The sequence below is a fragment of the Dyadobacter frigoris genome (assembly GCF_005280585.1).
Classification (GTDB): Bacteria; Bacteroidota; Bacteroidia; order Cytophagales; family Spirosomataceae; genus Dyadobacter; species Dyadobacter frigoris.
The window spans coordinates 40,167-61,865 of the sequence record NZ_SZVO01000015.1; the positions used below are offsets into that span (position 1 = coordinate 40,167).

A 21,699-nucleotide genomic window follows, 5' to 3' on the forward strand; every position below is an offset into this window, starting at 1 on the left:
CAAGGGAATCATTTTGCCGAATTTATTAACCCGACAAAACAAAATTATGTCAAATTCAATACATTATCAACACGCTTTGCAGAAAATCATGCGTATGAGTCTGTATCAAGCTTTACTTGCAGTGATCTTCACTACTTTAGTCCACGCCGCTGACGTGAATGGACAGAGGGTGCTTGACCAAAAAATAACATTACGTTTATCAAACACCGAGATCGACAAAGTACTCGATAAAATAGAAAACGTGACCAAGGTTAAGTTCATGTATAATCCGCAGATTTTTAACAATCAGAAAGGTACTTTCAAATTCCAGGACGAGTCCTTGTCTGAAGTTCTTGGAAAAATCCTTGCTCCGCATAATGTTACTTACGAAGTTGTTCAGGACCGTATCATTTTAAAACGGGAACAGGCTGCGACGGAATTGAAAATTTCTGCTCCGAAAGAAGCTCCCAAGAAAGTGGTTACGGGTACGGTAACGGACGAAACCGGCTCAGGACTTCCGGGTGTAAGCGTTCTTGTAAAAGGAACTCAGCGCGGAACTTCAACAAACGCGGAAGGGAAATATTCGCTTGACATTCCGGATGGAGAACTTTCTACGGCTGTTCTTATTTTCAGCTTTGTAGGTTACACTTCACAAGAAGCTGCCGTTGGCTCCAAAGGCGATATTTCAGTGCAACTTGCCCCGGAAGCCAAATCTCTTAATGAAGTTGTTGTAACTGCTTTTGGTATTTCAAAAGAGAAAAAAGCACTTGCTTATGCAGTGACAGAAGTAAAAGGTAGTGAATTTACACAAGCTCGTGAAAACAACGTAGCGAATGCGCTTACAGGTAAAATTGCCGGTGTTAACGCAACAGGTATGGCAACAGGTCCTGGTGGTTCCAGCCGTATCATTATTCGTGGTAACGGTTCTTTGAGCGGAAACAACCAGCCTTTATATGTAATCAACGGTATGCCGATGGACAACAGCTCTCCGGGTGGTGGAAACGCATCGGATGGTAATGGGAATAATACCGACCGTGGTGACGGTATTGGTGGTATTAACCCGGATGATATCGAATCGATCAGCGTTTTGAAAGGTGGACCGGCGGCGGCTTTGTACGGTGCACGTGCTTCCAACGGTGTAATTTTGATCACTACCAAAAAAGGGAAAGCACAAAAAGGTATTGGTGTTGAATTCAATACCAACTTTACTACAGATAATCTTTCGATCATTCCAGACTGGCAATATGAATACGGCCAGGGTGTGGATGGTGTAAAACCATTGACTCAGACTCAGGCTAAAAGTTCAGGCCGTTTGTCATACGGAGCGAAAATGGATGGAACTCCGGTTATCCAGTTTGATGGCCAGATGCGTCCATATTCTCCTCAAAAAGACAACCTGAAAAACTTTTATAAAACGGGTACAAACTATATCAACTCACTTTCTTTCACAGGTGGTAACGAAGCTGTAAACTTCCGTTTTGGTTTGAATAATACAAGCTCAAACAGCATTGTTCCTAATTCAACTTTTAACAGAAGAATTGCTAACCTGAACGTGAATGCAATGCTTGGTAAAAAATTGAGCATTGAAACGGTTGTTCAGTACAACATTGAAAACGGCCACAACCGTCCAAAAGTTGGATACGCAGATTACAACCCGCACTGGGCAACTTATCTGATCGCTAACACGGTTGATATCAGAAGCCTTGCTCCGGGATACGATCAGGTAACAGGAAAAGAAGTGGAATGGAACCCGGTTCCGGCTGCTCCAAACCCTTACATGGTTATCAACAAGTTCAAAAACGAAGACAGAAAAAACCGCTTTCTTGGACAGGCGAATATTAAATACGACATCCTTGATAACCTTTTTGTTAAAGCAAGTGTAAGCCAGGATTACTACAACTTCAACTATGAATTCGTAGTTCCGACAAACAATGCTTACCAGCCACTTGGTGTTTATGAAGCGAAAAAAATCACTTCTTCTGAAACCAACGGAATGGTTACTTTGAACTACAACACCAATTTCTTTGAAAATCTTAGTTTCTCAGCATTGGCCGGTGGTAACATGCAAAGAAGCATTTATGACCAAATGTCGTTCAATGGTACAGAATTTACGATTCCTTATTTTTACAGCTTTACAAACCTTGCAACGTCGACTACTACTCCTTCTTATTCAAAAAGCGGTATCAACTCGTTGTTTGGTTCGGTTGACTTAGGTTACAAAGGACTTGCTTACATCACAATGTCTGGCCGTCAGGACTGGTTCTCGGTTTTGAACACAGCGAGCAACAGCATTTTCTATCCTGCCATTGGTGGTACATTGATCCTTTCTGAGGCTTTCAAATTGCCTGAGGCAGTAAGTTTTGCAAAATTACGCGGCTCATGGGCACAAGTGGGTGGTGCGAACGTAGCAGCGTACCAGATCTACCAAAGCTATAGCATGGCACAAGGTGGACACAATGGTCGTCCGGTTCAGCAGCTGAACTCGTCTCTTGTACCTAACCCGGATTTGAGACCACTTACTTCAACAACTTATGAAGCAGGTATCGAAGCGAAATTCCTTCACAATCGTATTGGAGTTGACGTAACACTTTACAATCGTAAGACAACGAATGATATCGTTCAGAGCTCAATCGCAGCCTCGTCGGGATACACTTCTGCTCTTTTGAACGTGGGTGAACTTAGCAACAAAGGGGTTGAACTTTTGCTGACAGGAACGCCTCTTAAAAAGGCAAACTTTACCTGGGATGTAAGTTATAACATGGCATACAATGACAGCAAAGTTGTAAAACTTGCTGAAGGACTTAAAACCCTTACTGTTGGTGATGGTGTTGGTGGCGGTACAATCCGTAACGTGGTTGGTGGTTCTTATGGTGAAGTTTGGGGTTACAAGAAAAAGACTGACGCAAGCGGGAATGTGGTTTTCAACACAGCCAGCGGTTATGCAGTAAGAGGTGACCTTGAAAGACTTGGTAGAGGTATTCCTCCGCTTACTATGGGTATCACGAACACATTCAGATACAAAAATTTCTCTTTGAACATTCTTGTTGATGGTAAATTCGGAAGCATTGTTTACTCGAACATGTATCAGTACGCTTACCGTTTCGGTTTGCCAAAAGAAACACTTCCTGGTCGTGACAATGGCTTAACTGTAACGGGTGTAACACCGGAAGGCGCTCCGTTCACAAAAACATGGGCAAAGGCTGACGTCGATACGTACTATGACAACGATAAGAACTACACATCGATGTTCACTTTCAATAATGACTTTATCAAACTTCGTCAGGTTATTTTCAGCTACAACCTGCCTGTTAACAAAATGTCATTCCTGAAATTACAATCCGCTTCGGTTTCACTTGTAGGACGTAACCTTTTGCTTCTTTACAAAGACAAAAGAAACAACTACTTCGATCCTGAATCGAGTTATACAAACGGTAATGCACAAGGTCTTGAAGCATTTGGTGTACCAAGAACAAGAAGCCTGGGCGTGAACCTGACAGTGAAATTTTAATCATTAAAATATTTTAGTGAATATGAAAAAGTTTTTAAGATTATTATATCTGGCCCCAATGGCCCTGCTCTTTGCCGCTTGTGACAATGGGTTTGAGGAAATGAACGTGAATCCAAATGCATCGACAGCCGTTGTACCAGGTTTCCTTTTTACAAGAGCTCAGCTTGCTACGGTTAGCAATAACTACACTGGTGCAGCATATCTTACAATTGGTGGTTCCATGCAGCATTTTGCTACTTACAAGGAGGTTCCCGCGGCGGGTGACAAGTACTTCAACTATACGTATTCAACAGCAAGCTGGGGAATGTATGGTGGTACGGACATGACAACGCAAGGTTCTGTAATTGATATCGAGCAGGTCATCAGCGCGGTAAGTACCGCTCCTGCTGATGTAAATAAACTTTCAGTTGCCCGTATCTGGAAAGCTTACATGTACCACAGACTGACGGATTTGTACGGAGATATTCCTTACAGCCAGGCTGGAAAAGCACTTACTGATAAAAATTATAGCCCGGTTTACGATGTGCAGTCTGCTATTTACGCGGATATGTTGAAAGAACTTGAACAAGCGATCGCTGCATTTGATCCTGCTCAGGCTACTTTCGGAACTGCCGATTTGGTCTATGGTGGTGATATCACAAAATGGAAAAAATTCGGTTACTCTTTGATGCTTCGTCTGGGAATGCGCTTGACACAAGTAGATGCTGCTTTGGCTAAAACATGGGTTCAGAAAGCAATTGCAGGTGGTGTAATTACGGCTGATGCCGACGTTGCGACAATCGCTTATGTTGACGGTTCAGTTACAGCAAGCCGAAACTTCATTGCAAGTGGTTTGATGGGTACCGACTATGTAACACCAGGTGGAGATAATGTAGAAGGCGGCAAGTTTTCGAAAACGCTGATTGATCAGTTAAAAACAACAAAAGATCCCCGTTTGAATGTGATCTCAATCGTTTGGGTACCGTCAGCGGATGGGAAAACTTTCACTGCGGATACAACAACTGCGCTTCAAAAGGGTATGCAAAATGCAGCTTTCAACAGTTTGCCAGCCGATTTTAACTCATACTCTGAGCCAAATCCAAACACAATTTTGAAATACAGCGCTCCTTTGTTAGTATTCACAAGCGCGGAAGCTCACTTGCTTTTGGCAGAAGCTGCTGTTAGAGGATGGTATACAGGCGGAACTGCACAAGCAGAATATAACAGCGCGGTAACTTCCGGTATGAAACAATGGGCGTTATTCGGTAGCGCAGGTATTATCTCGGATGCGAGAATAAATGCCTACATCGCTGCTAATCCATACAATACTGCTGCATCAGTTGACGAACAAATCGGACAGATCAGCACTCAGAAATGGGTAACATTGTTTTTGGAAGATGAGTACGAAATATTCTCTAACTGGAGACGTACAGGATATCCTAAACTTACTCCGACAAACTACCCGGGTAACCTGACAGGTGGAAAAATCCCGACAAGATTCCAGATCCCGGATTCAGAAGGACTTTACAACGAAACAAATTTCATCGAAGCAAGAACCAGACAAGGTGGTACAAACAGCCTTTCCAGCGTAGTTTGGTGGGATAAATAATAGTAAGTGTTTCATTTTATGACCTTAATGATTACAAAAGAATGAACGAAGCTTACAAAGGCAGATTTGGCGATAAACCACCTGTGCGCACAACGGTAGCCGTTTATGGCGGTGTTCCCGAGAACTCACTTGTGGAAATAGATTGTATCGCTTACATCTAGCAAAAGGTAAAGTATCACTGAGATGGTCTTCGGATTTCTCAGTGATATTTTTTTCTGTTTACGCATTCCTATTCCCTTAACCATTTCTTCACTTATCCGTTATTAAAACGATAAGTACCTGATGAACCAATTGTTACCTTCTCACTCCGATCAATTAAAAAGTATCCTGATTAATAAATATCAATTTTGCTTTTCGTAAATGATACCTGATCAAAATTGATAAAATATTAATATTTAATGTAACCGCTCTATGCTTATTACGGTAACAAAACAGTAAATTTGATACTTAATTCCTAATCCTTAAAAATGAAAAAAATAATTCTTTCCATGGGCCTTTTGATGGCCTGTTGCAGCATTTCCGCGAATGCTCAAAAATACACGATCATCATCAAAGGAGGTCACGTAATAGACCCGAAGAACAACATCAACGGTATCATGGATGTTGCTTTGAACGGTGATACGGTTAAAAGTGTAGCCAAAAACATTGATCCAAAACTTGGAATTCAGGTAGTGGATGCAAAAGGCATGTACGTTACTCCTGGATTAATTGATATGCATTCGCACAATTTCTACGGAACAAAAATGGACCAGACGTATAGCAATGGGCCCAATGCACTTGCGCCGGATGGCTTTACTTTTCGTACGGGTGTTACCACAGTGGTAGATGCCGGTTGCGCTGGCTGGAAATCTTTCCCTGACTTCAAAAAACAAACCATTGATATTTCAAAAACACGTGTTTTATCTTTTCTCAACATTGTGGGAGAAGGAATGCGTGGCGGAACTTATGAGCAGAATATCGCTGATATGGATCCTGTTAATACTGCACGCGTTGCAAAGGAAAATCCTGATTATGTAGTCGGTGTAAAACTGGCCCACTTCAACGGCCATGACTGGACGCCAACCGACAAAGCCGTGGAGGCCGGCAAACTCGCTAATATTCCAGTTATGGTAGATTTCGGTGGAAGTACTCCGGCTCTTTCAATAGAAGAATTATTTATGCAGCACCTTCGTCCGGGTGATATTTTCACCCATTGTTTTGGACAATTATCAAGTCGCGAACCGATTTTGGATGTAAAAACCGGAAAGATTAAACCATTCGTATACGAAGCTCGTAAAAAAGGAATTCTGTTTGACGTAGGTTATGGCGGGATCAGTTTCGCGTTTTCACAAGCAATTCCGGCAGTAAAAAGTGGATTTTATCCAAATACAATCAGTACCGATATTCATACCGGAAGTATGAATGCTGCGATGAAAGATATGCTGAATGTAATGTCAAAATTCCTGGCGATGGGTATGGATTTACCAAGCGTTATCAAAGCAAGTACATGGGCTCCTGCGCAGGCAATTCATAGAGAAAAACTTGGAAGCTTAACCGTTGGCGGACTTGCTGATGTTGCAGTCTTACGGGTTTTGAAAGGAAATTTCAGTATGAACGATACCGGTGTTTTTGGTTTCTTTGATTATACCGGAACAAAAATCACAAGTAAAGAAAAACTGGAATGTGAACTGACAATCCGTGCCGGAAAAGTGGTCTATGACCTCAACGGAATCACTACGCCGCTCGTCGTTGCTTCAAAAAGAAATTAATACAATCTAGTAAAATTCGGGATACCCGGTCTTTTCTCATTTGGGTTACAAATTGATATACAATGTATCAGTTTTGTAATCCAAATTTTATCTTGCCGGCCCTTCAAAATTTGCAATCCAATTGAAATGAAAATTAAATCCATTGTTGCCGCAGCATTATTTTTAAGTTTTAATTTTTTCAGTTCCCTTCACGCGCAAACTATATCAAAGGAAGAATTAATCTTCCTCACTTCTGAATGGAAAGGTGAACGTTTCCCGGACGGAAGGCCAAAAGTTTCTGATGACCTGATCCGCCGTGCAAAAGAAATAGCCATTGAAGAAGCCTGGGTTGTGCTTCAGAATGAAGGTTATAATGCACAGTTTGATGCAAACTGGAAAATGATCCATCAGGATGTACCTATTGTTGGCCGTGCGCTTACTGCACAATTTATGCCTTCCCGTCCTGATGTTGAAAAAAATATCAAAGAACGCGGTGCTAAAAATGGCCGCATCGGAAATACCAATTCCTGGCCGATAGATCAGCTTTCCAAAGGTGATGTTTATGTGGCTGATGGTTTTGGAAAAATTGCCCAGGGAACTTTGATCGGTGATAATCTTGGAAATTCTATTTATGCAAAATCCGGAAATGGTGTCGTTTTTGATGCATCTGCCAGAGATTTGGAAGGCCTGTCAAAAATTGAAGGTTTCAATGCTTTTGTCCGTGACTGGGATCCGTCTTATTTGAAAGATGTGGTTTTAATGGGACTTAACACGCCAATACGCATCGGAAGAGCTATTGTTTTACCGGGTGATCTTGTTCTTGCCAAAAGAGAAGGTATCATTTTCATTCCAGCACATTTGGCTGAAAAAGTAGTTTTGACCGCTGAATTCATTGCCATCCGTGATAAATTCGGCATCACAATGTTGAAAGAAGGAAAATACACGCCAGGTCAGATTGATAGTCAGTGGTCAGATAAACTGAAAGATGATTTCCTGAAATGGCTGGATAAAAATCCGAAGGAAATTCCAATGAAGCGTTCTGAACTGGACGAATATATGAAGAAAAGAACCTGGTAATCAGGCTTGGGAGAAAAGTAAGAAATACATATTTTCTGCTTTTTTCCTAAAAATGCACCTTTTTTCAAATTGCATAATTAACATAAGTTTATGAACATTTACAAGCTTCTATCTGGTGTTGCTATTTTGTGTTTGGTTGTAGCGCTTTATCTGGCAATAACAGGAAACCTGGCTCAGGCGGGCCCGTTTTTTATTGGTTTTTTTATTGCAGTAGCCATAAGTTTCAGAGGATCAGAAACATTGAAAGGTTTTACTTACACAACGATTATTTTCGCAGCCGTTACCACAGCTTTATATTATCCTCAATATTTTCAGCAGTATGATGGTTTCAAATTTGCAGTATTGATCACGCCGTTAATACAGATCATCATGTTCGGAATGGGCACTTCGATGAGTTTTGAGGATTTTGTAGGTGTTGTAAAAATGCCGAGGGGTGTTTTTATCGGGGTAACAAGCCACTTTTTAATTATGCCGCTTTTAGGTTTTACGTTAGCCAGCATCAGCGGATTCCCACCTGAAATTGCAGCAGGAATTATTTTGATCGGTTGTTCACCTAATGGAATGGCTTCCAACGTGATATCTTATCTGGCCAAAGCAAATCTGGCATTATCGATTACTATTACGGCAATTTCCACCATGCTGGCTCCTCTAATGACGCCAATGTTGATGAAGTTATACGCCGGTGCATTTGTTGAAATTGATATGCTGCATATGATGTGGGATATTGTCAAAATGGTAATTCTACCAATTGGCGCCGGTTTGATTTTTAATAAATTATTCAGTGGAAAAGCAAAATGGCTTGACGATGCAATGCCTTTAGTATCAATGTCAGGAATTGCATTTATTATTGTAATCATCACCGCAGCGGGAAGAGACAGTCTTTTAACAATCGGACCGGCTTTGATAGGATTGGTATTGATACACAATCTTTTAGGGTATACACTTGGTTATTTCTCAGGAAAATTATTCAAAATGAGCGAGCGCGATTGTCGTACCATTGCCATTGAAGTTGGTATGCAAAATGGTGGGTTGGCATCAGGAATTGCAAAAGAAATGGGAAAAATGGCGACGGTCGGTTTGGCACCTGCGGTATTTGGACCTTTGATGAATATTACCGGATCCATTTTGGCTTCTTATTGGCATAGAAAACCTACGGGTGACGAAGCCACGTATGTTGAAACTGGACGAGCTCATTAACAACATCGACGCCCTTTCATAGCCCTGAAAGGGCGTCATATTTTAGGATGGGGCAACGCCCTATTGGAATGATTACGTGGATTTGGATATGTGGATTCGGAATTGTATAATTCCCAATTCGCGGATTTATCGGGTGATGCTCGGATCAATCCCACGTTCCGGGATCCCCAAATCAATCGGGCGGTGCCCGATTCTAAGATATTACGCCCTTTCAGGGCTATGTTAATCTTCTTTCAAGATTAATTGCATGAAGACCAGATCCAGCCATTGGTCGAATTTGTAGCCTACTTCTCTTAAATATCCTTTTTCTACAAATCCATATTTTTCATGAAATTTGATGCTTCCGCGATTTGTCGCGTCAATGCCTGCAATCATCGTATGCAATCCAGATTCTTTCGCACGCTGTATTAAACTTCCCAGCAACCTGCCCCCCACTCCGATTCCACGTGATTTCTCATTCAAATAAATCGAATGTTCAACACTGAATTTATAGCCAATTTTCGGCCTGAAAATATTGTAAGATCCGTAACCGATGACCTCCTTTTCAAATTCAGCCACAATCACCGGCATGCCATCAATAATCATTTTATCAAACCAGGCAGTCTGTTCCTCCAAAGTTCTGATCTCGTAATCATAAATGGCGGTTGTTTCTAAAATAGCTTGATTTACAATTTCCAATATTGCCGGTAAGTCCTTCGGAGCAGCATTTCTGATAATAAGATCCATTAAAAGCAGAGTCTTTTTGAGATGTTAATATGACAAATTCAAAGTTACCTCCTAATTAGCAAAACTTTCACAGTTTCCCAATCATCAAAAATCAGGTTTAATTTATTATTTTTTTGAAACTCCGTTTTTTCCAATAGCTTTACGGAAACTTTAGGGGTGTCCCGTATGCGGACTGAGAGAATACCCTTTGAACCTGATGCAGTTAGTACTGCCGATAGGGAAAAGTAAGAGATACTGCTATCTGTATCTTAATGAATCTTTCACAAGGTCCATTCCTGAAGTTTTTCTCATAAAACATTATTCAGAATGGAAATCAGCATTAATCAGCAACGTACAGAAATCCCCGAACACTCTTCGGTTGAAGAACTTTTGTCTTCCCTGTTTACAGATTCCACACAAGGAATTGCCCTTGCCGTCAACCAGGTTATTATTTCCAAATCTGACTGGCCCATCCACATCCTCAATCCCGACGACAAAATCACCCTGATCAAAGCAACTCAGGGAGGTTAAACAAATTGGCATTACAACTCAAAAAACTTCCTAATATCCAAATAGCTAATCGCTAACCGCCAAAAAGCTTCCATATATGAAAACCGAAAAAACACCAGACACAGAAGTAATTTCAAGAAAACCCTTTCCAAAATCCAGGAAGATTTATGTGAAAGGAATAATACACGACATTTCAGTCGCTATGCGCGAGGTATCTCTCAGCGATACAAAAGTGCATGGAAAGTTAGGGCTGATTGAGAAAAATCCTTCCGTTACAATTTACGATACCAGCGGACCTTTTACAGATCCTGATATTGAAATTGATGTAAAAAAAGGACTGGAACCGTTAAGAGCTTCGTGGATTTTGAAGCGTGGAGACGTGGAGCAGCTTGATACCATTTCATCAGAATACGGAACGCAGCGAAAAAATGATAAAAGTCTGGATGCTTTAAGATTTGCGCACATCAGCAAACCTTTCAGGGCCAAGGCAGGGCAAAACGTTTCCCAATTGCATTATGCAAAAAAGGGAATCATCACGGCTGAAATGGAATATATCGCTATCCGTGAAAACCAGCGGATTGAAGAACAAATTACAGAACTAAAAGGCAAAGCAGGAACTTTGGCGCATCAGCACGCCGGTCATAGTTTCGGAGCCAATACGCCAAAAGGATTTATTACACCTGAATTTGTGCGGTCAGAAGTGGCCGCCGGCAGAGCAGTAATTCCGGTTAACATTAACCATCCGGAAAGCGAGCCGATGATTATTGGCAGGAATTTTCTTGTGAAGATCAATGCGAACATTGGCAATTCAGCGGTAACATCCAGCATAGAGGAAGAAGTAGAAAAAACGGTTTGGGCTTGTCGCTGGGGTGCGGACACTATCATGGACCTTTCGACCGGAAAAAATATTCATGAAACCCGGGAATGGATTATCCGGAACTCTCCTGTCCCAATTGGCACCGTTCCCATTTATCAGGCGCTCGAAAAAGTCAATGGAAAAGCAGAAGACCTTACCTGGGAATTGTTCAGAGATACTTTGATTGAACAAGCCGAACAAGGTGTGGATTATTTTACGATCCATGCAGGTGTTTTGTTGAGATATATTCCGTTAACAGCTAAACGCATCACCGGAATTGTTTCCCGCGGCGGTTCGATCATGGCAAAATGGTGCCTTGCACATCACAAGGAAAATTTCCTCTACACACATTTTGAAGAAATCTGCGAGATCATGAAAGCTTATGACGTAGCTTTTTCTTTGGGTGACGGATTGAGGCCTGGCTGTATCGCAGATGCCAATGATGCAGCACAGTTTTCAGAATTGGAAACTTTGGGTGAACTGACAAAAATTGCCTGGAAACATGATATTCAAACCATTATCGAAGGTCCGGGTCATGTGCCTATGCATTTGATCAAGGAAAATATGGAGAAGCAACTGGAACATTGCCAGGAAGCACCTTTTTACACATTAGGACCATTAACCACAGACATTGCTCCGGGTTATGACCACATTACCTCCGCCATTGGCGCAGCGATGATCGGCTGGTTTGGAACGGCGATGCTTTGTTATGTTACGCCAAAAGAGCATTTGGGATTACCTAATAAAAAAGACGTAAAGGACGGCGTGATCACTTACAAAATCGCAGCCCACGCTGCTGATTTGGCGAAAGGACACCCAGGCGCCCAATACCGCGATAATGCATTAAGCAAAGCAAGATTCGAATTTCGCTGGGAAGATCAGTTCAACCTTTCGCTTGATCCGGACACTGCAAAAGAATTTCACGACGAAACATTACCTGCCGAAGGTGCAAAAATCGCTCACTTCTGCTCCATGTGCGGACCCAACTTCTGTTCGATGAAAATTACACAGGATGTTCGTGATTATGCAGAAGAAAATGGCTTGATGGAAGAAATGGCACTAGAAGAAGGAATGCAGGAGAAAGCGAGAGAGTTCGCTAATAAGGGAAGTGAAATTTATTTATAATGAAACTATTAGCCATATCCAATCCAGCGTTTTTCCCTGACGAGGCTGGACTAATAAACAGTCTTTTCAGGGAAGGATTGGTGTGTTTACATATACGAAAACCTGAAAGTGAAGAAAACGATTTCAAGAATCTGTTAAGTAAAATCAATTCGGAATTTATTGACAGAATTGCGATTCACCAGCATCATAACCTGGCGGGAGAATTTGGAATTAAAAAACTTCATTTTACGGAAAAGGAAAGAAGCCAGACTTCAATGGAAATTCTGAAAAACTTAAAATCCGATGATTTTCTGCTAAGTACTTCGATTCATGATTTAACTGAAATAGGGACCCTTTTAAAGTATTTCAGCTATACATTTTTCGGGCCAGTTTTTGACAGTATTTCAAAAGCAGGTTACAAAGGTGTTTTACCAGAAAACTTTTCTATCAAGCCTGAAATTAATAAAATACCGATAATAGGTTTAGGTGGAATTTCCAGTGAAAATATGGAGAAAGTAAGTGAAATGGGTTTTGATGGGGCGGCCGTTTTGGGAACATTATGGAAGGAAACGGAAAATGTAGTTGCCAATTTCCGGAAATTACGGGAGGTGGTTAATTTCATAAATCAATGTAAATCATCATGAACCATTGGGAACCATCATAAACCACCACGAACCACCGGACGATGCCCGGTGCTAAGATATGTAAGCCCGTTGGGCTTTTTCCGTACGATGATAATTAGGCATTTCCAAAAATCTAATATTGGCCTAAATTTTCATTATGCCAACGACCCTGACGGGGTCGAATATCTTAGCCCGGGGTTTATACCCTGGGACTTTGGGATTGGATTATCCATGAGAACCACGGGATCGATGGGATCGATATATGCAATCATTCATAACATCCATGCCACCCATGTGAATCAAATCAAATGATAGACAAACTGCAATTCATATCAAATCAAACAAAAGATATAACCCACCTCGGAAGCATTCAAACCGCTCTCGACGCTGGTTGCCGCTGGATACAACTTCGGGTAAAAGATCAATCTTTTGAAGACGTTCTTAAACTGGCAGAAAAAGCCAAAACCTTTTGCGATAGCTACCAGGCAAAACTTATAATCAACGATTTTCCATTTATCGCAAAAGAAATCAATGCTTACGGACTGCATCTCGGATTAAATGATATGCCAATAGAATTCGCAAGAAAAATAGTTGGAGAAAAAATGATTATCGGTGGGACCGCCAATACATTGGAGCATGTAGTAAATCAGATAAAAGAAGGAGCAGATTATATAGGATTAGGCCCTTTCCGGTTTACATCAACCAAACAAAACCTGAGCCCGATTTTAGGATTAGAAGGTTACCGAAACATTACAGCTTCATTAAAAGAACTTGTCTTATCCATTCCCATGTTTGCAATCGGCGGAATTACTCAGGAAGATATTCAAGAAATATCAGAAACAGGAATGTACGGCGTTGCCATTTCCGGCTCAATAATTAATGCCAAAAACCCAGGAAACGTGGTTTATAAAATCAAAAAAATACTATGTTAAAAATAGCTGACAGAGAATTTTCTTCACGACTTTTCACCGGAACCGGAAAATTTAATTCTTCAAAATTAATGGAAGAAGCACTGATCGCATCCGGCTCTGAGCTGGTAACAGTGGCACTTCGCCGAGTTGACATGCACAATGCCGAAGATGATATTCTAATACACCTAAAACATCCCTCGATTAATTTATTACCCAATACGTCCGGTGTGCGGACAGCCAAAGAAGCCGTTTTCGCAGCACAACTGGCAAGAGAAGCTTTGGAAACAAACTGGATAAAACTTGAAATTCATCCCGATCCGAAATACCTGATGCCGGATCCAATTGAAACGCTTTTAGCAACCGAAGAATTGGCAAAATTAGGTTTTGTAATTCTTCCTTACATTCACGCAGACCCGGTTTTATGCAAGCGGTTGGAAAATGCAGGAGCTTCGGCGGTAATGCCATTGGGATCTCCGATTGGGAGCAATAAAGGTTTGAAAACGATTGATTTTCTGGAAATCATTATTGAACAAAGTAATGTTCCTGTGATCGTGGATGCTGGAATTGGCTCACCGTCAGATGCTGCCAAAGCGATGGAAATTGGTGCTGATGCCGTTCTGGTTAATACAGCAATTGCTGTTACCGGAAATCCTGTACAAATGGCGATTGCTTTTAAAATGGCCGTCGAAGCAGGAAGGATGGCTTTCCATGCGAGGTTAGCCAAACAAGGAAATTACGCCATAGCCAGCAGCCCGTTAACCGCTTTTTTAGATGACTAATTTTCAAGATTTATTCGAATCATATAACTGGGATGACGTTAAGGAAAGCATTTATTCCAAAACAAAGAACGACGTAGAACACGCGTTACATACATCCCGGAGGACATTGGAAGATTTCAAAGCACTGATTTCTCCTGCCGCCGCACCGTATCTTGAACCCATGGCGCAGCTTAGCCAGAAGTTAACACTGAAGCGTTTTGGGAAAACAATTCAGTTGTATATCCCGCTTTATCTTTCCAACGAATGTACCAATATTTGCACCTATTGCGGATTTAGTCTGGATAATAAAGTAAGGAGAAAAACACTGACAGAGGAAGAAATTTTACGGGAAGTTCATGTCATCAAAAGCCTGGGGTATGATCACGTACTTTTGGTAACGGGTGAGGCCAATCAAACGGTTCACTTAGAATATTTTAAAAAAGTTTTAAATTTAATTCGACCTTATTTCGCTCAGGTTTCGATGGAGGTGCAGCCTTTGGATACAGAAGAATATGCTGAACTTATTCCACTTGGTTTGACTTCGGTACTGATTTATCAGGAAACTTATCATAAAGAAGATTACAAAAAACATCATCCCAAAGGAAAAAAATCTAACTTTAATTACCGTTTGGAAACGCCGGACAGACTTGGTCAGGCTGGTATTCATAAAATGGGTTTAGGTGTTTTAATTGGTTTGGAAGATTGGCGGACGGATAGTTTTTTCACCGCTTTGCATCTCAATTATCTGGAAAAAAAATATTGGAAAACCCGTTACAGTTTGTCATTTCCAAGGCTTCGTCCATTTTCGGGCGGACTGGAACCGAAAGTTGAAATGAACGATAAAGAATTGGTGCAACTCATTTGTGCCTATCGTTTGTTTAATGAAGAAGTAGAAATTTCTCTATCAACCAGAGAATCTGAAAAGTTTAGAAATCATTGTGTTCAGCTTGGAATAACATCCATAAGTGCAGGTTCAAAAACAAATCCGGGAGGATATGCAGTGGAACCGGAATCCTTGGAACAATTTGAAATTTCAGATGAAAGAAGTCCGGAAATGATTGCGAATATGATCAGATCGAAAGGATATGAGCCTGTTTGGAAAGATTGGGACAGAGTGATGCAATGTTGAATTTTGAATGAGTGAATGATAGAATGTGTAACCCAGAACGTCAGGCTGATAACGTAGCCGCAGAGCGGCCAAATATTTGTAGAAAGCTGGATATAATTAACGTAGATAAAGGTGCAGCGCACCGAAATATTAGCTGTGGAATCTCAGGAAAGAAAAAGATATAGCCGCCAGATAATCTTACCGGAAATGGGTATTTCAGGGCAGGAAAAGTTGAAAGCTGCGAGAGTGCTTGTGATTGGTGCAGGCGGTTTAGGCTGTCCGGTTTTGCAATATCTGACTGCGGCCGGGGTTGGCACAATTTGTGTTGTCGATGATGATACGGTGGATGTTACCAACCTTCACCGCCAGATTTTATATTCAGCTGATGACATTGGAAAAAGCAAAGCTGAAACTGCCGTTAAAAAGCTTTCTGCAATGAATCCTTTTATTAATCTTATCGCGATACCGGTAAGACTGGATGAATTAAATGCATCGGAAATTATTTCCAATTACGATTTGGTTATTGACGGATCGGACAATTTCGCAACACGTTATCTTGCCAATGACGTTTGCGTTGCACTGAACAAACCATTGGTTTTTGGCTCTATTTTGCGTTTCGAAGGCCAGGTTTCCGTTTTTAATTACAAGGGCGGCCCAACATACCGCTGCCTTTTTCCCGAAGCCGAGGAAGGAGATAATTGTGAGGTTGCGGGCGTAATCGGAATTTTACCAGGTATTATTGGTACTTATATGGCCAACGAAACCATCAAAATCATCTGCGGATTTGGTGAAATACTTTCTGGAAAATTACTGGTTTTGAATGCGCTTGGTAATACCAATAACGTTTTCAATTTTAGCCGATCGGCTGATTTTCCGATCGTGCAAAATGATAATGTAATTACTCCTTTAAAGACAATTTCTGAAATTAAAATTGAGGAAATGTTTTTTGAAGAACTGGAAAATAGACTGGAATCAAAATCAGAAGATTTATATCTGATCGATGTCCGGGAAAATTATGAATTTGAGGAAGATTTTATTGGTGGTGAGAATATTCCACTTGCCGAACTGCCTGAAAATATAGTTAACTTTCCAGCCGACAAAACCATCGTATTTTATTGCACAACAGGAAAACGCAGCCGTATTGCTGCCACGTTGTTAGCGAAAAACAGTTTTGAAGGTCGAAGTTTCTGGGTTAAAAAAGCTTAGCAAAATGTAAATTCCATGCAAATCCTTCCCTCGCCGGCTCTTGCACAGATTGTAAAACATTTTCTGATTATTGAAAATGACCACACTGCTCATGTACAGCACAGAATGTTTTCTGATGGGAATACGGGGATGGTTTTCAATTATGGAGATCCGCTAATCCATCTTGAAAGTCATAATGAATTGTCAGCGATACTTCCTTTTGGCTTCATCTATGGCCAGTTGGACATTTTTCAAAACATCATTTCCGCTGGCAAAATTGGAATGCTGATCGTCGTTTTCCATCCATTTGGCCTTTCGTCCTTACTTAAAATTTCTGCCATTGAATTGAAAAATCAGATTCTGAATCTGGAAACTTTTTATTCTCTGGAAATCGAAACTCTTCTTGATCAAATTTTTCAATCATCAGATATTTTTTCTAAAATCCAGATCGTAGAAAATTTCTTAACCCGGAAATTGACAATGTCTAATCAAGCTGATAATCTTGCATTTAATACGATAAAGTTAATACATCACCATAACGGAAATCTATCCGTAAACCAGCTTACTTCCATCTTACAAATCAGTGAAAGAAAACTGCAAAGGACGTTTGAAGAGCATATCGGACTTCCCCCCAAGCGATATTCCGGTGTTATAAGGATTCAATATTTTTTAAAACTGCTGCGAAAAAGTCCGCGAAGTTTCCAAACCAAACTGGTTTATGATGCGGGATTTTTTGATCAGGCACATTTGATCAGAGAAATGAAAAATATTTCGGGTATTACGCCAAGTCAATATATTAGTCAAACAAATTTACTGGCTGCCAATTTCTTACAGATTCCTGAAAAATAAATTCCGTTGTCGGGTTTGTACAATTTTGAAAATCCGCTGTTTTCTACTTTTGAATCGTTTACTATAAATGACAAAAGCATGGAAAATATTAAAATAGCGACTGCACAATTTGAGAACCGCAGCGGTGATAAAGCTTACAATCTTCAAATCATCAGCCAACTTTCTAAACAGGCCGCGACCAAAGGCGCAAAGGTTATTTCCTTTCACGAATGCTCGGTAACGGGTTATACTTTTGCCCGTCATTTGTCCAAAGAGCAATTACTGGATATCGCAGAATTTATTCCTAACGGCGAAAGTATTAAAAAACTCACCGAAATCTCCCGTGAACATAACATTACAATTTTGGCCGGATTGTTTGAAAAAGATTCGGAAGATAAAATTTATAAAGCTTATGTCTGTGTCAATGAAAACGGACTGGTTGCCAAATTCAGGAAACTTCATCCTTTCATAAATCCGCATTTATCCGCGGGCAATGAATATGTCGTTTTTGACTTATTCGGTTGGAAATGCGGGATTCTGATTTGTTATGATAATAATATTATTGAAAATGTAAGAGCTACAAAACTTCTTGGGGCCGATGTTATTTTTATGCCACACGTGACCATGTGTACGCCCTCAACGCGCCCTGGCGCAGGTTTTGTTGATCCCGTTTTATGGAAAAACAGAGAGTCAGACCCAACTTCGCTTCGTCAGGAATTTGATGGTGCCAAAGGTCGCAGCTGGCTTATGAAATGGTTACCCGCGCGTGCTTATGACAACGCGGTTTATGCCATTTTCTCCAATCCAATCGGTATGGATGATGATCAGCTAAAAAACGGCTGTTCCATGATTCTCGATCCTTACGGAGACATCATTGCAGAATGTCGTGAGCTTGATAATGATATAGCTGTTGCAACTTTAACACCGGAAAAACTGGAACGTGCTGGTGGTTTCAGATATATAAAAGCGCGGCGGCCGGATTTGTATGGAGATATAATTGGGAGGGAACATACTTCGGAACAAAAGGTTGTCTGGTTGTAGGTAAACAAGAATTTACCCGTTACTTTTCGTTAATTCGTTGAGTCAACGCAATGAATTTAGCTAAATTGGTTGAATACGCTTATTGATTTATCTAAAAAGTGTTAAACCAAATAAGACTAGAAATATCTTACGAAGAAATTTATTAAGTCACTTCAAGACAGTAAGATTAAGTTCCCCAAGGCTTTCATCGAAGCGTACCCGGAAGCAAAGACCAATTGGATAACACGCGACAACTATATTGATTTCATCACAGGATTAGTGTAACATTTTTTAATATTATGAAAATCAGTCACTTTACCAGAATAAGTTTAGCAGCCATCTTACTGTTTTTCATAATATTTCAGTCTATTGCACAAGAAGCAAAACCCGTCTCCATCGAAATCGATTTAAACAAAGAAAAAGGACAAATAAAACCCATCTGGTCATGGTTTGGCTATGATGAGCCGAATTATACTTACATGAAAGACGGAAAAAAACTGCTTACTGAATTGTCTCAGTTAAGTAAAGTCCCGGTTTTTGTCCGCGCACATAGTATGCTCGTTACCGGCGACGGTGTGGCCGCTTTGAAATGGGGCTCAACTAATGCTTACACGGAAGATAAAGACGGAAAACCAATTTATAACTGGACAATAGTCGACAAAATATTTGATACTTATATTGAACGCGGCATGAAACCTATTGCGCAAATCGGTTTCATGCCCGAGGCTTTATCTTCTCATCCTCAGCCTTATAGGCATTTTTGGAAACCCGGCGACAACTACAATGATATCTATACCGGCTGGGCTTATCCGCCAAAAGATTATACGAAATTTGCAGAACTGGTCTATCAGTGGGTAAAACATTCCGTTGAAAAATATGGCAAAAAAGAAGTTGAAAGCTGGTATTGGGAATTATGGAATGAGCCAAATATTGGCTATTGGAAAGGAACAACGGAGGAATATATCAAAATGTATGACTATTCTGCCGATGCTGTAAAACGCGCTTTACCCACCGCAAAGGTCGGTGGTCCGGAAGTAACAGGCCCCAACTGGGACGTTTCAGCCAAATTTTTCAGAGCATTCCTGGATCATGTTACCAAGGGAAAAAATTATGTAACGGGCAAAATTGGCTCGCCTATCGATGTTTTGACTTTTCATGCCAAAGGAGCACCAAAACTGGTTGATGGTATTGTGCGTATGGATATGGGGACACAGCTGCGTGATATGAACAAAGGTTTTGAGATTGTTGCTTCATATCCAACGCTTAAAAAATTACCAATCATTATCGGAGAATCTGATCCGGAAGGCTGTGCGGCTTGTTCTGAAGATTTAAGTCCGCAAAATGCCTACCGGAATGGCACAATGTATTCAAGTTATACGGCGGCATCTTTTGCGAGAAAATCGGATCTGGCAGAAGCCCGAGGTGTAAATTTATTAGGAGCCGTAACCTGGGCATTTGAATTTGAAGATCAGGCCTGGTTTCGTGGATTCCGGGATTTGGCTACCAATGGCGTTGATAAACCAGTCCTGAACGTTTTCAGAATGTTTGGCATGATGCAGGGAACGCGTGTGGATGTAAAACAAAATCTGGCTTATAATTTTCTGAAAGTTCGGGATGAAAGTGTTCGTGGCGAACCTGATATTAATGCTTTTGCTTCAAAGGATCAGAAGGAAGCCGCAGTAATGGTATGGAATTATCATGACGACAACAAACCAGCCCCGGATTCTCCTGTTGCGATTCATGTTAAGGGAATAACAGCCCAAAAAGTTTTGGTTCAACATTACCGGATTGATCAGAAATACAGCAATTCTTATGAGGTCTGGAAGAAAATGGGATCACCTAAAAATCCGTCCGCTGAGCAAATAACAATACTTGAAAAAGCCGGACAATTACAGCTCCTTACTTCGCCTGAATGGGTTAATGTTAAAAATGGAGAATTAACGATGGAATTTCCACTCCCTCGCCAGGCTGTTTCATTCTTAAAAATTACCTGGTAAAATCAATTTTTTTTCTGATCCAAAAAATTAATTTAAGATTAATTTTACTCTATCAATTTGGTAGATTTAATAGTTTTAGTAGTTTTGCATAGAATCACACAAATTGCTGAATTATTAATTCCGATTACAATGCTAGAAAAAGTCCTTTCTCTTAAACTTCCTACAAAACCGGTTTGGTATATTTTGCCAATCAGTGTAATTGTTCTTTTCATTGGTTTTTTGTTTTTAAATGGGACAATATCGGTTACCCAGGATAGTATAGGAACATTTATATCCAGCGACTTTGCGCTGTATCTATTGGTAGGACTTGCTGCTCAACTTGTTGACGGCGCACTTGGAATGGCTTATGGTGTAACGTCCACTTCCTTTTTACTAAGTCTTGGTGTAACCCCAGCAGTAAGCAGCGCAAGCGTACACGTGGCTGAAATGTTCACAACCGGCGCCTCCGCGATTTCGCATTTCAGATTTAAAAATATCAATAAAAAACTTTTCAAATCGCTTCTGATTCCAGGTGTGCTTGGTGCAGTTACGGGAGCGTACCTTCTTTCAGATATAATCGATGGTGCTGTAATTAAACCTTATATCGCATTTTATATGCTGGTTTTAGGTGTGATCATTATTCGTAAAGCAATCCGGAAAAACCTGGTTAAAAATAAAACGAAACGTATCGGTATTCTGGCAGCAACGGGCGGATTTATGGATTCTGTTGGCGGGGGCGGCTGGGGGCCTATTGTTACCTCAACTTTGCTTGGCCAGGGACGTGATCCGCGTTATACTATCGGATCTGTCAATGCGGCTGAATTTGTCATTAGTTTTGCGAGCGGTATTACATTTCTGATTTTTAATGGTATCAACAACTGGCAGGTTGTACTTGGACTTATTATTGGCGGGGTAATTGCGGCACCTTTCGGAGCGCTGCTTGTTGGAAAAATCAAGCGCAAACCGTTGATGTTAATGGTTGGAATTCTGGTGATTGGTTTAAGTTTAAGAACCATTATTCTGAGTATTATCTAATTTT

General features: G+C 40.8%; 17 protein-coding genes, 1 pseudogene and 1 riboswitch. Of the genes and pseudogenes, 17 read left to right on the forward strand and 1 reads right to left on the reverse strand.

Annotated elements, in window-relative coordinates:
• Positions 1 to 46: 46 nt before the first annotated feature.
• The 6 genes and pseudogenes from FDK13_RS26465 (at position 47) to FDK13_RS26490 (ending at position 9,076) form a co-directional block, all read left to right on the forward strand.
• On the forward strand, positions 47 to 3,487 hold the full coding sequence (locus tag FDK13_RS26465) for a SusC/RagA family TonB-linked outer membrane protein (protein ID WP_137343037.1): 3,441 nt from the start codon (positions 47 to 49) through the stop codon (positions 3,485 to 3,487).
• 22 nt (positions 3,488 to 3,509) lie between these two features.
• Positions 3,510 to 5,075, forward strand: a complete 1,566-nt coding sequence (locus FDK13_RS26470) for a SusD/RagB family nutrient-binding outer membrane lipoprotein (protein WP_137343038.1) — start codon at positions 3,510 to 3,512, stop codon at positions 5,073 to 5,075.
• A 2-nt stretch (positions 5,076 to 5,077) separates the two neighbouring features.
• A pseudogene (locus tag FDK13_RS26475) lies at positions 5,078 to 5,236 on the forward strand (RidA family protein); the annotation flags it as partial.
• A 306-nt stretch (positions 5,237 to 5,542) separates the two neighbouring features.
• Positions 5,543 to 6,823 (forward strand): amidohydrolase/deacetylase family metallohydrolase, encoded by a 1,281-nt coding sequence (locus FDK13_RS26480; protein WP_137343039.1) that lies wholly within the window; start codon positions 5,543 to 5,545, stop codon positions 6,821 to 6,823.
• A gap of 126 nt (positions 6,824 to 6,949) precedes the next feature.
• Positions 6,950 to 7,879, forward strand: a complete 930-nt coding sequence (locus tag FDK13_RS26485; RefSeq protein WP_137343040.1) for an RraA family protein — start codon at positions 6,950 to 6,952, stop codon at positions 7,877 to 7,879.
• 90 nt (positions 7,880 to 7,969) lie between these two features.
• Entirely contained in the window at positions 7,970 to 9,076 is a 1,107-nt protein-coding gene (locus FDK13_RS26490) for a bile acid:sodium symporter family protein (protein ID WP_137343041.1), read from the forward strand.
• A gap of 222 nt (positions 9,077 to 9,298) precedes the next feature.
• Here FDK13_RS26490 and FDK13_RS26495 read toward each other — a convergent pair whose 3' ends face one another.
• On the reverse strand, positions 9,299 to 9,802 hold the full coding sequence (locus tag FDK13_RS26495; RefSeq protein ID WP_137343042.1) for a GNAT family N-acetyltransferase: 504 nt from the start codon (positions 9,800 to 9,802) through the stop codon (positions 9,299 to 9,301).
• Positions 9,803 to 9,944: 142 nt separating this feature from the next.
• Positions 9,945 to 10,040: riboswitch (TPP riboswitch) on the forward strand.
• 68 nt (positions 10,041 to 10,108) lie between these two features.
• Here FDK13_RS26495 and thiS point away from each other — a divergent pair.
• From thiS to FDK13_RS26550, 11 genes are all read left to right on the forward strand, one after another.
• Positions 10,109 to 10,312, forward strand: coding sequence for a sulfur carrier protein ThiS (thiS, locus tag FDK13_RS26500; protein WP_137343043.1), 204 nt, complete (start codon positions 10,109 to 10,111; stop codon positions 10,310 to 10,312).
• 76 nt (positions 10,313 to 10,388) lie between these two features.
• A complete protein-coding gene (gene thiC, locus FDK13_RS26505) occupies positions 10,389 to 12,272 on the forward strand; it encodes a phosphomethylpyrimidine synthase ThiC (RefSeq protein WP_137343044.1) in 1,884 nt (627 codons plus the stop codon).
• Positions 12,272 to 12,895, forward strand: a complete 624-nt coding sequence (locus FDK13_RS26510) for a thiamine phosphate synthase (protein ID WP_137343045.1) — start codon at positions 12,272 to 12,274, stop codon at positions 12,893 to 12,895. The genes thiC and FDK13_RS26510 overlap by 1 nt, the downstream gene beginning before the upstream one ends.
• 287 nt (positions 12,896 to 13,182) lie before the next feature.
• A complete protein-coding gene (locus FDK13_RS26515) occupies positions 13,183 to 13,806 on the forward strand; it encodes a thiamine phosphate synthase (protein ID WP_220417432.1) in 624 nt (207 codons plus the stop codon).
• Positions 13,800 to 14,564 (forward strand): thiazole synthase, encoded by a 765-nt coding sequence (locus tag FDK13_RS26520; RefSeq protein ID WP_137343046.1) that lies wholly within the window; start codon positions 13,800 to 13,802, stop codon positions 14,562 to 14,564. The genes FDK13_RS26515 and FDK13_RS26520 overlap by 7 nt, the downstream gene beginning before the upstream one ends.
• Positions 14,557 to 15,672 (forward strand): 2-iminoacetate synthase ThiH, encoded by a 1,116-nt coding sequence (thiH, locus tag FDK13_RS26525; RefSeq protein ID WP_137343047.1) that lies wholly within the window; start codon positions 14,557 to 14,559, stop codon positions 15,670 to 15,672. Before FDK13_RS26520 ends, thiH begins: the two co-directional genes overlap by 8 nt.
• 111 nt (positions 15,673 to 15,783) lie before the next feature.
• Entirely contained in the window at positions 15,784 to 16,857 is a 1,074-nt protein-coding gene (gene moeB / locus FDK13_RS26530) for a HesA/MoeB/ThiF family protein (protein ID WP_229216225.1), read from the forward strand.
• Positions 16,858 to 16,872: 15 nt separating this feature from the next.
• Complete coding sequence (locus tag FDK13_RS26535) at positions 16,873 to 17,685, forward strand: helix-turn-helix transcriptional regulator (protein ID WP_137343048.1); 813 nt, start codon at positions 16,873 to 16,875, stop codon at positions 17,683 to 17,685.
• Between the two features lie 78 nt (positions 17,686 to 17,763).
• The gene (locus FDK13_RS26540) at positions 17,764 to 18,705 is read left to right on the forward strand and encodes a nitrilase family protein (RefSeq protein WP_137343049.1); all 942 of its coding nucleotides are present in this window, start codon (positions 17,764 to 17,766) and stop codon (positions 18,703 to 18,705) included.
• Positions 18,706 to 18,983: 278 nt separating this feature from the next.
• Entirely contained in the window at positions 18,984 to 20,681 is a 1,698-nt protein-coding gene (locus FDK13_RS26545; protein ID WP_137343050.1) for a GH39 family glycosyl hydrolase, read from the forward strand.
• Positions 20,682 to 20,810: 129 nt separating this feature from the next.
• Positions 20,811 to 21,695, forward strand: a complete 885-nt coding sequence (locus tag FDK13_RS26550) for a sulfite exporter TauE/SafE family protein (RefSeq protein ID WP_137343051.1) — start codon at positions 20,811 to 20,813, stop codon at positions 21,693 to 21,695.
• The last annotated feature ends 4 nt before the right edge of the window (positions 21,696 to 21,699 follow it).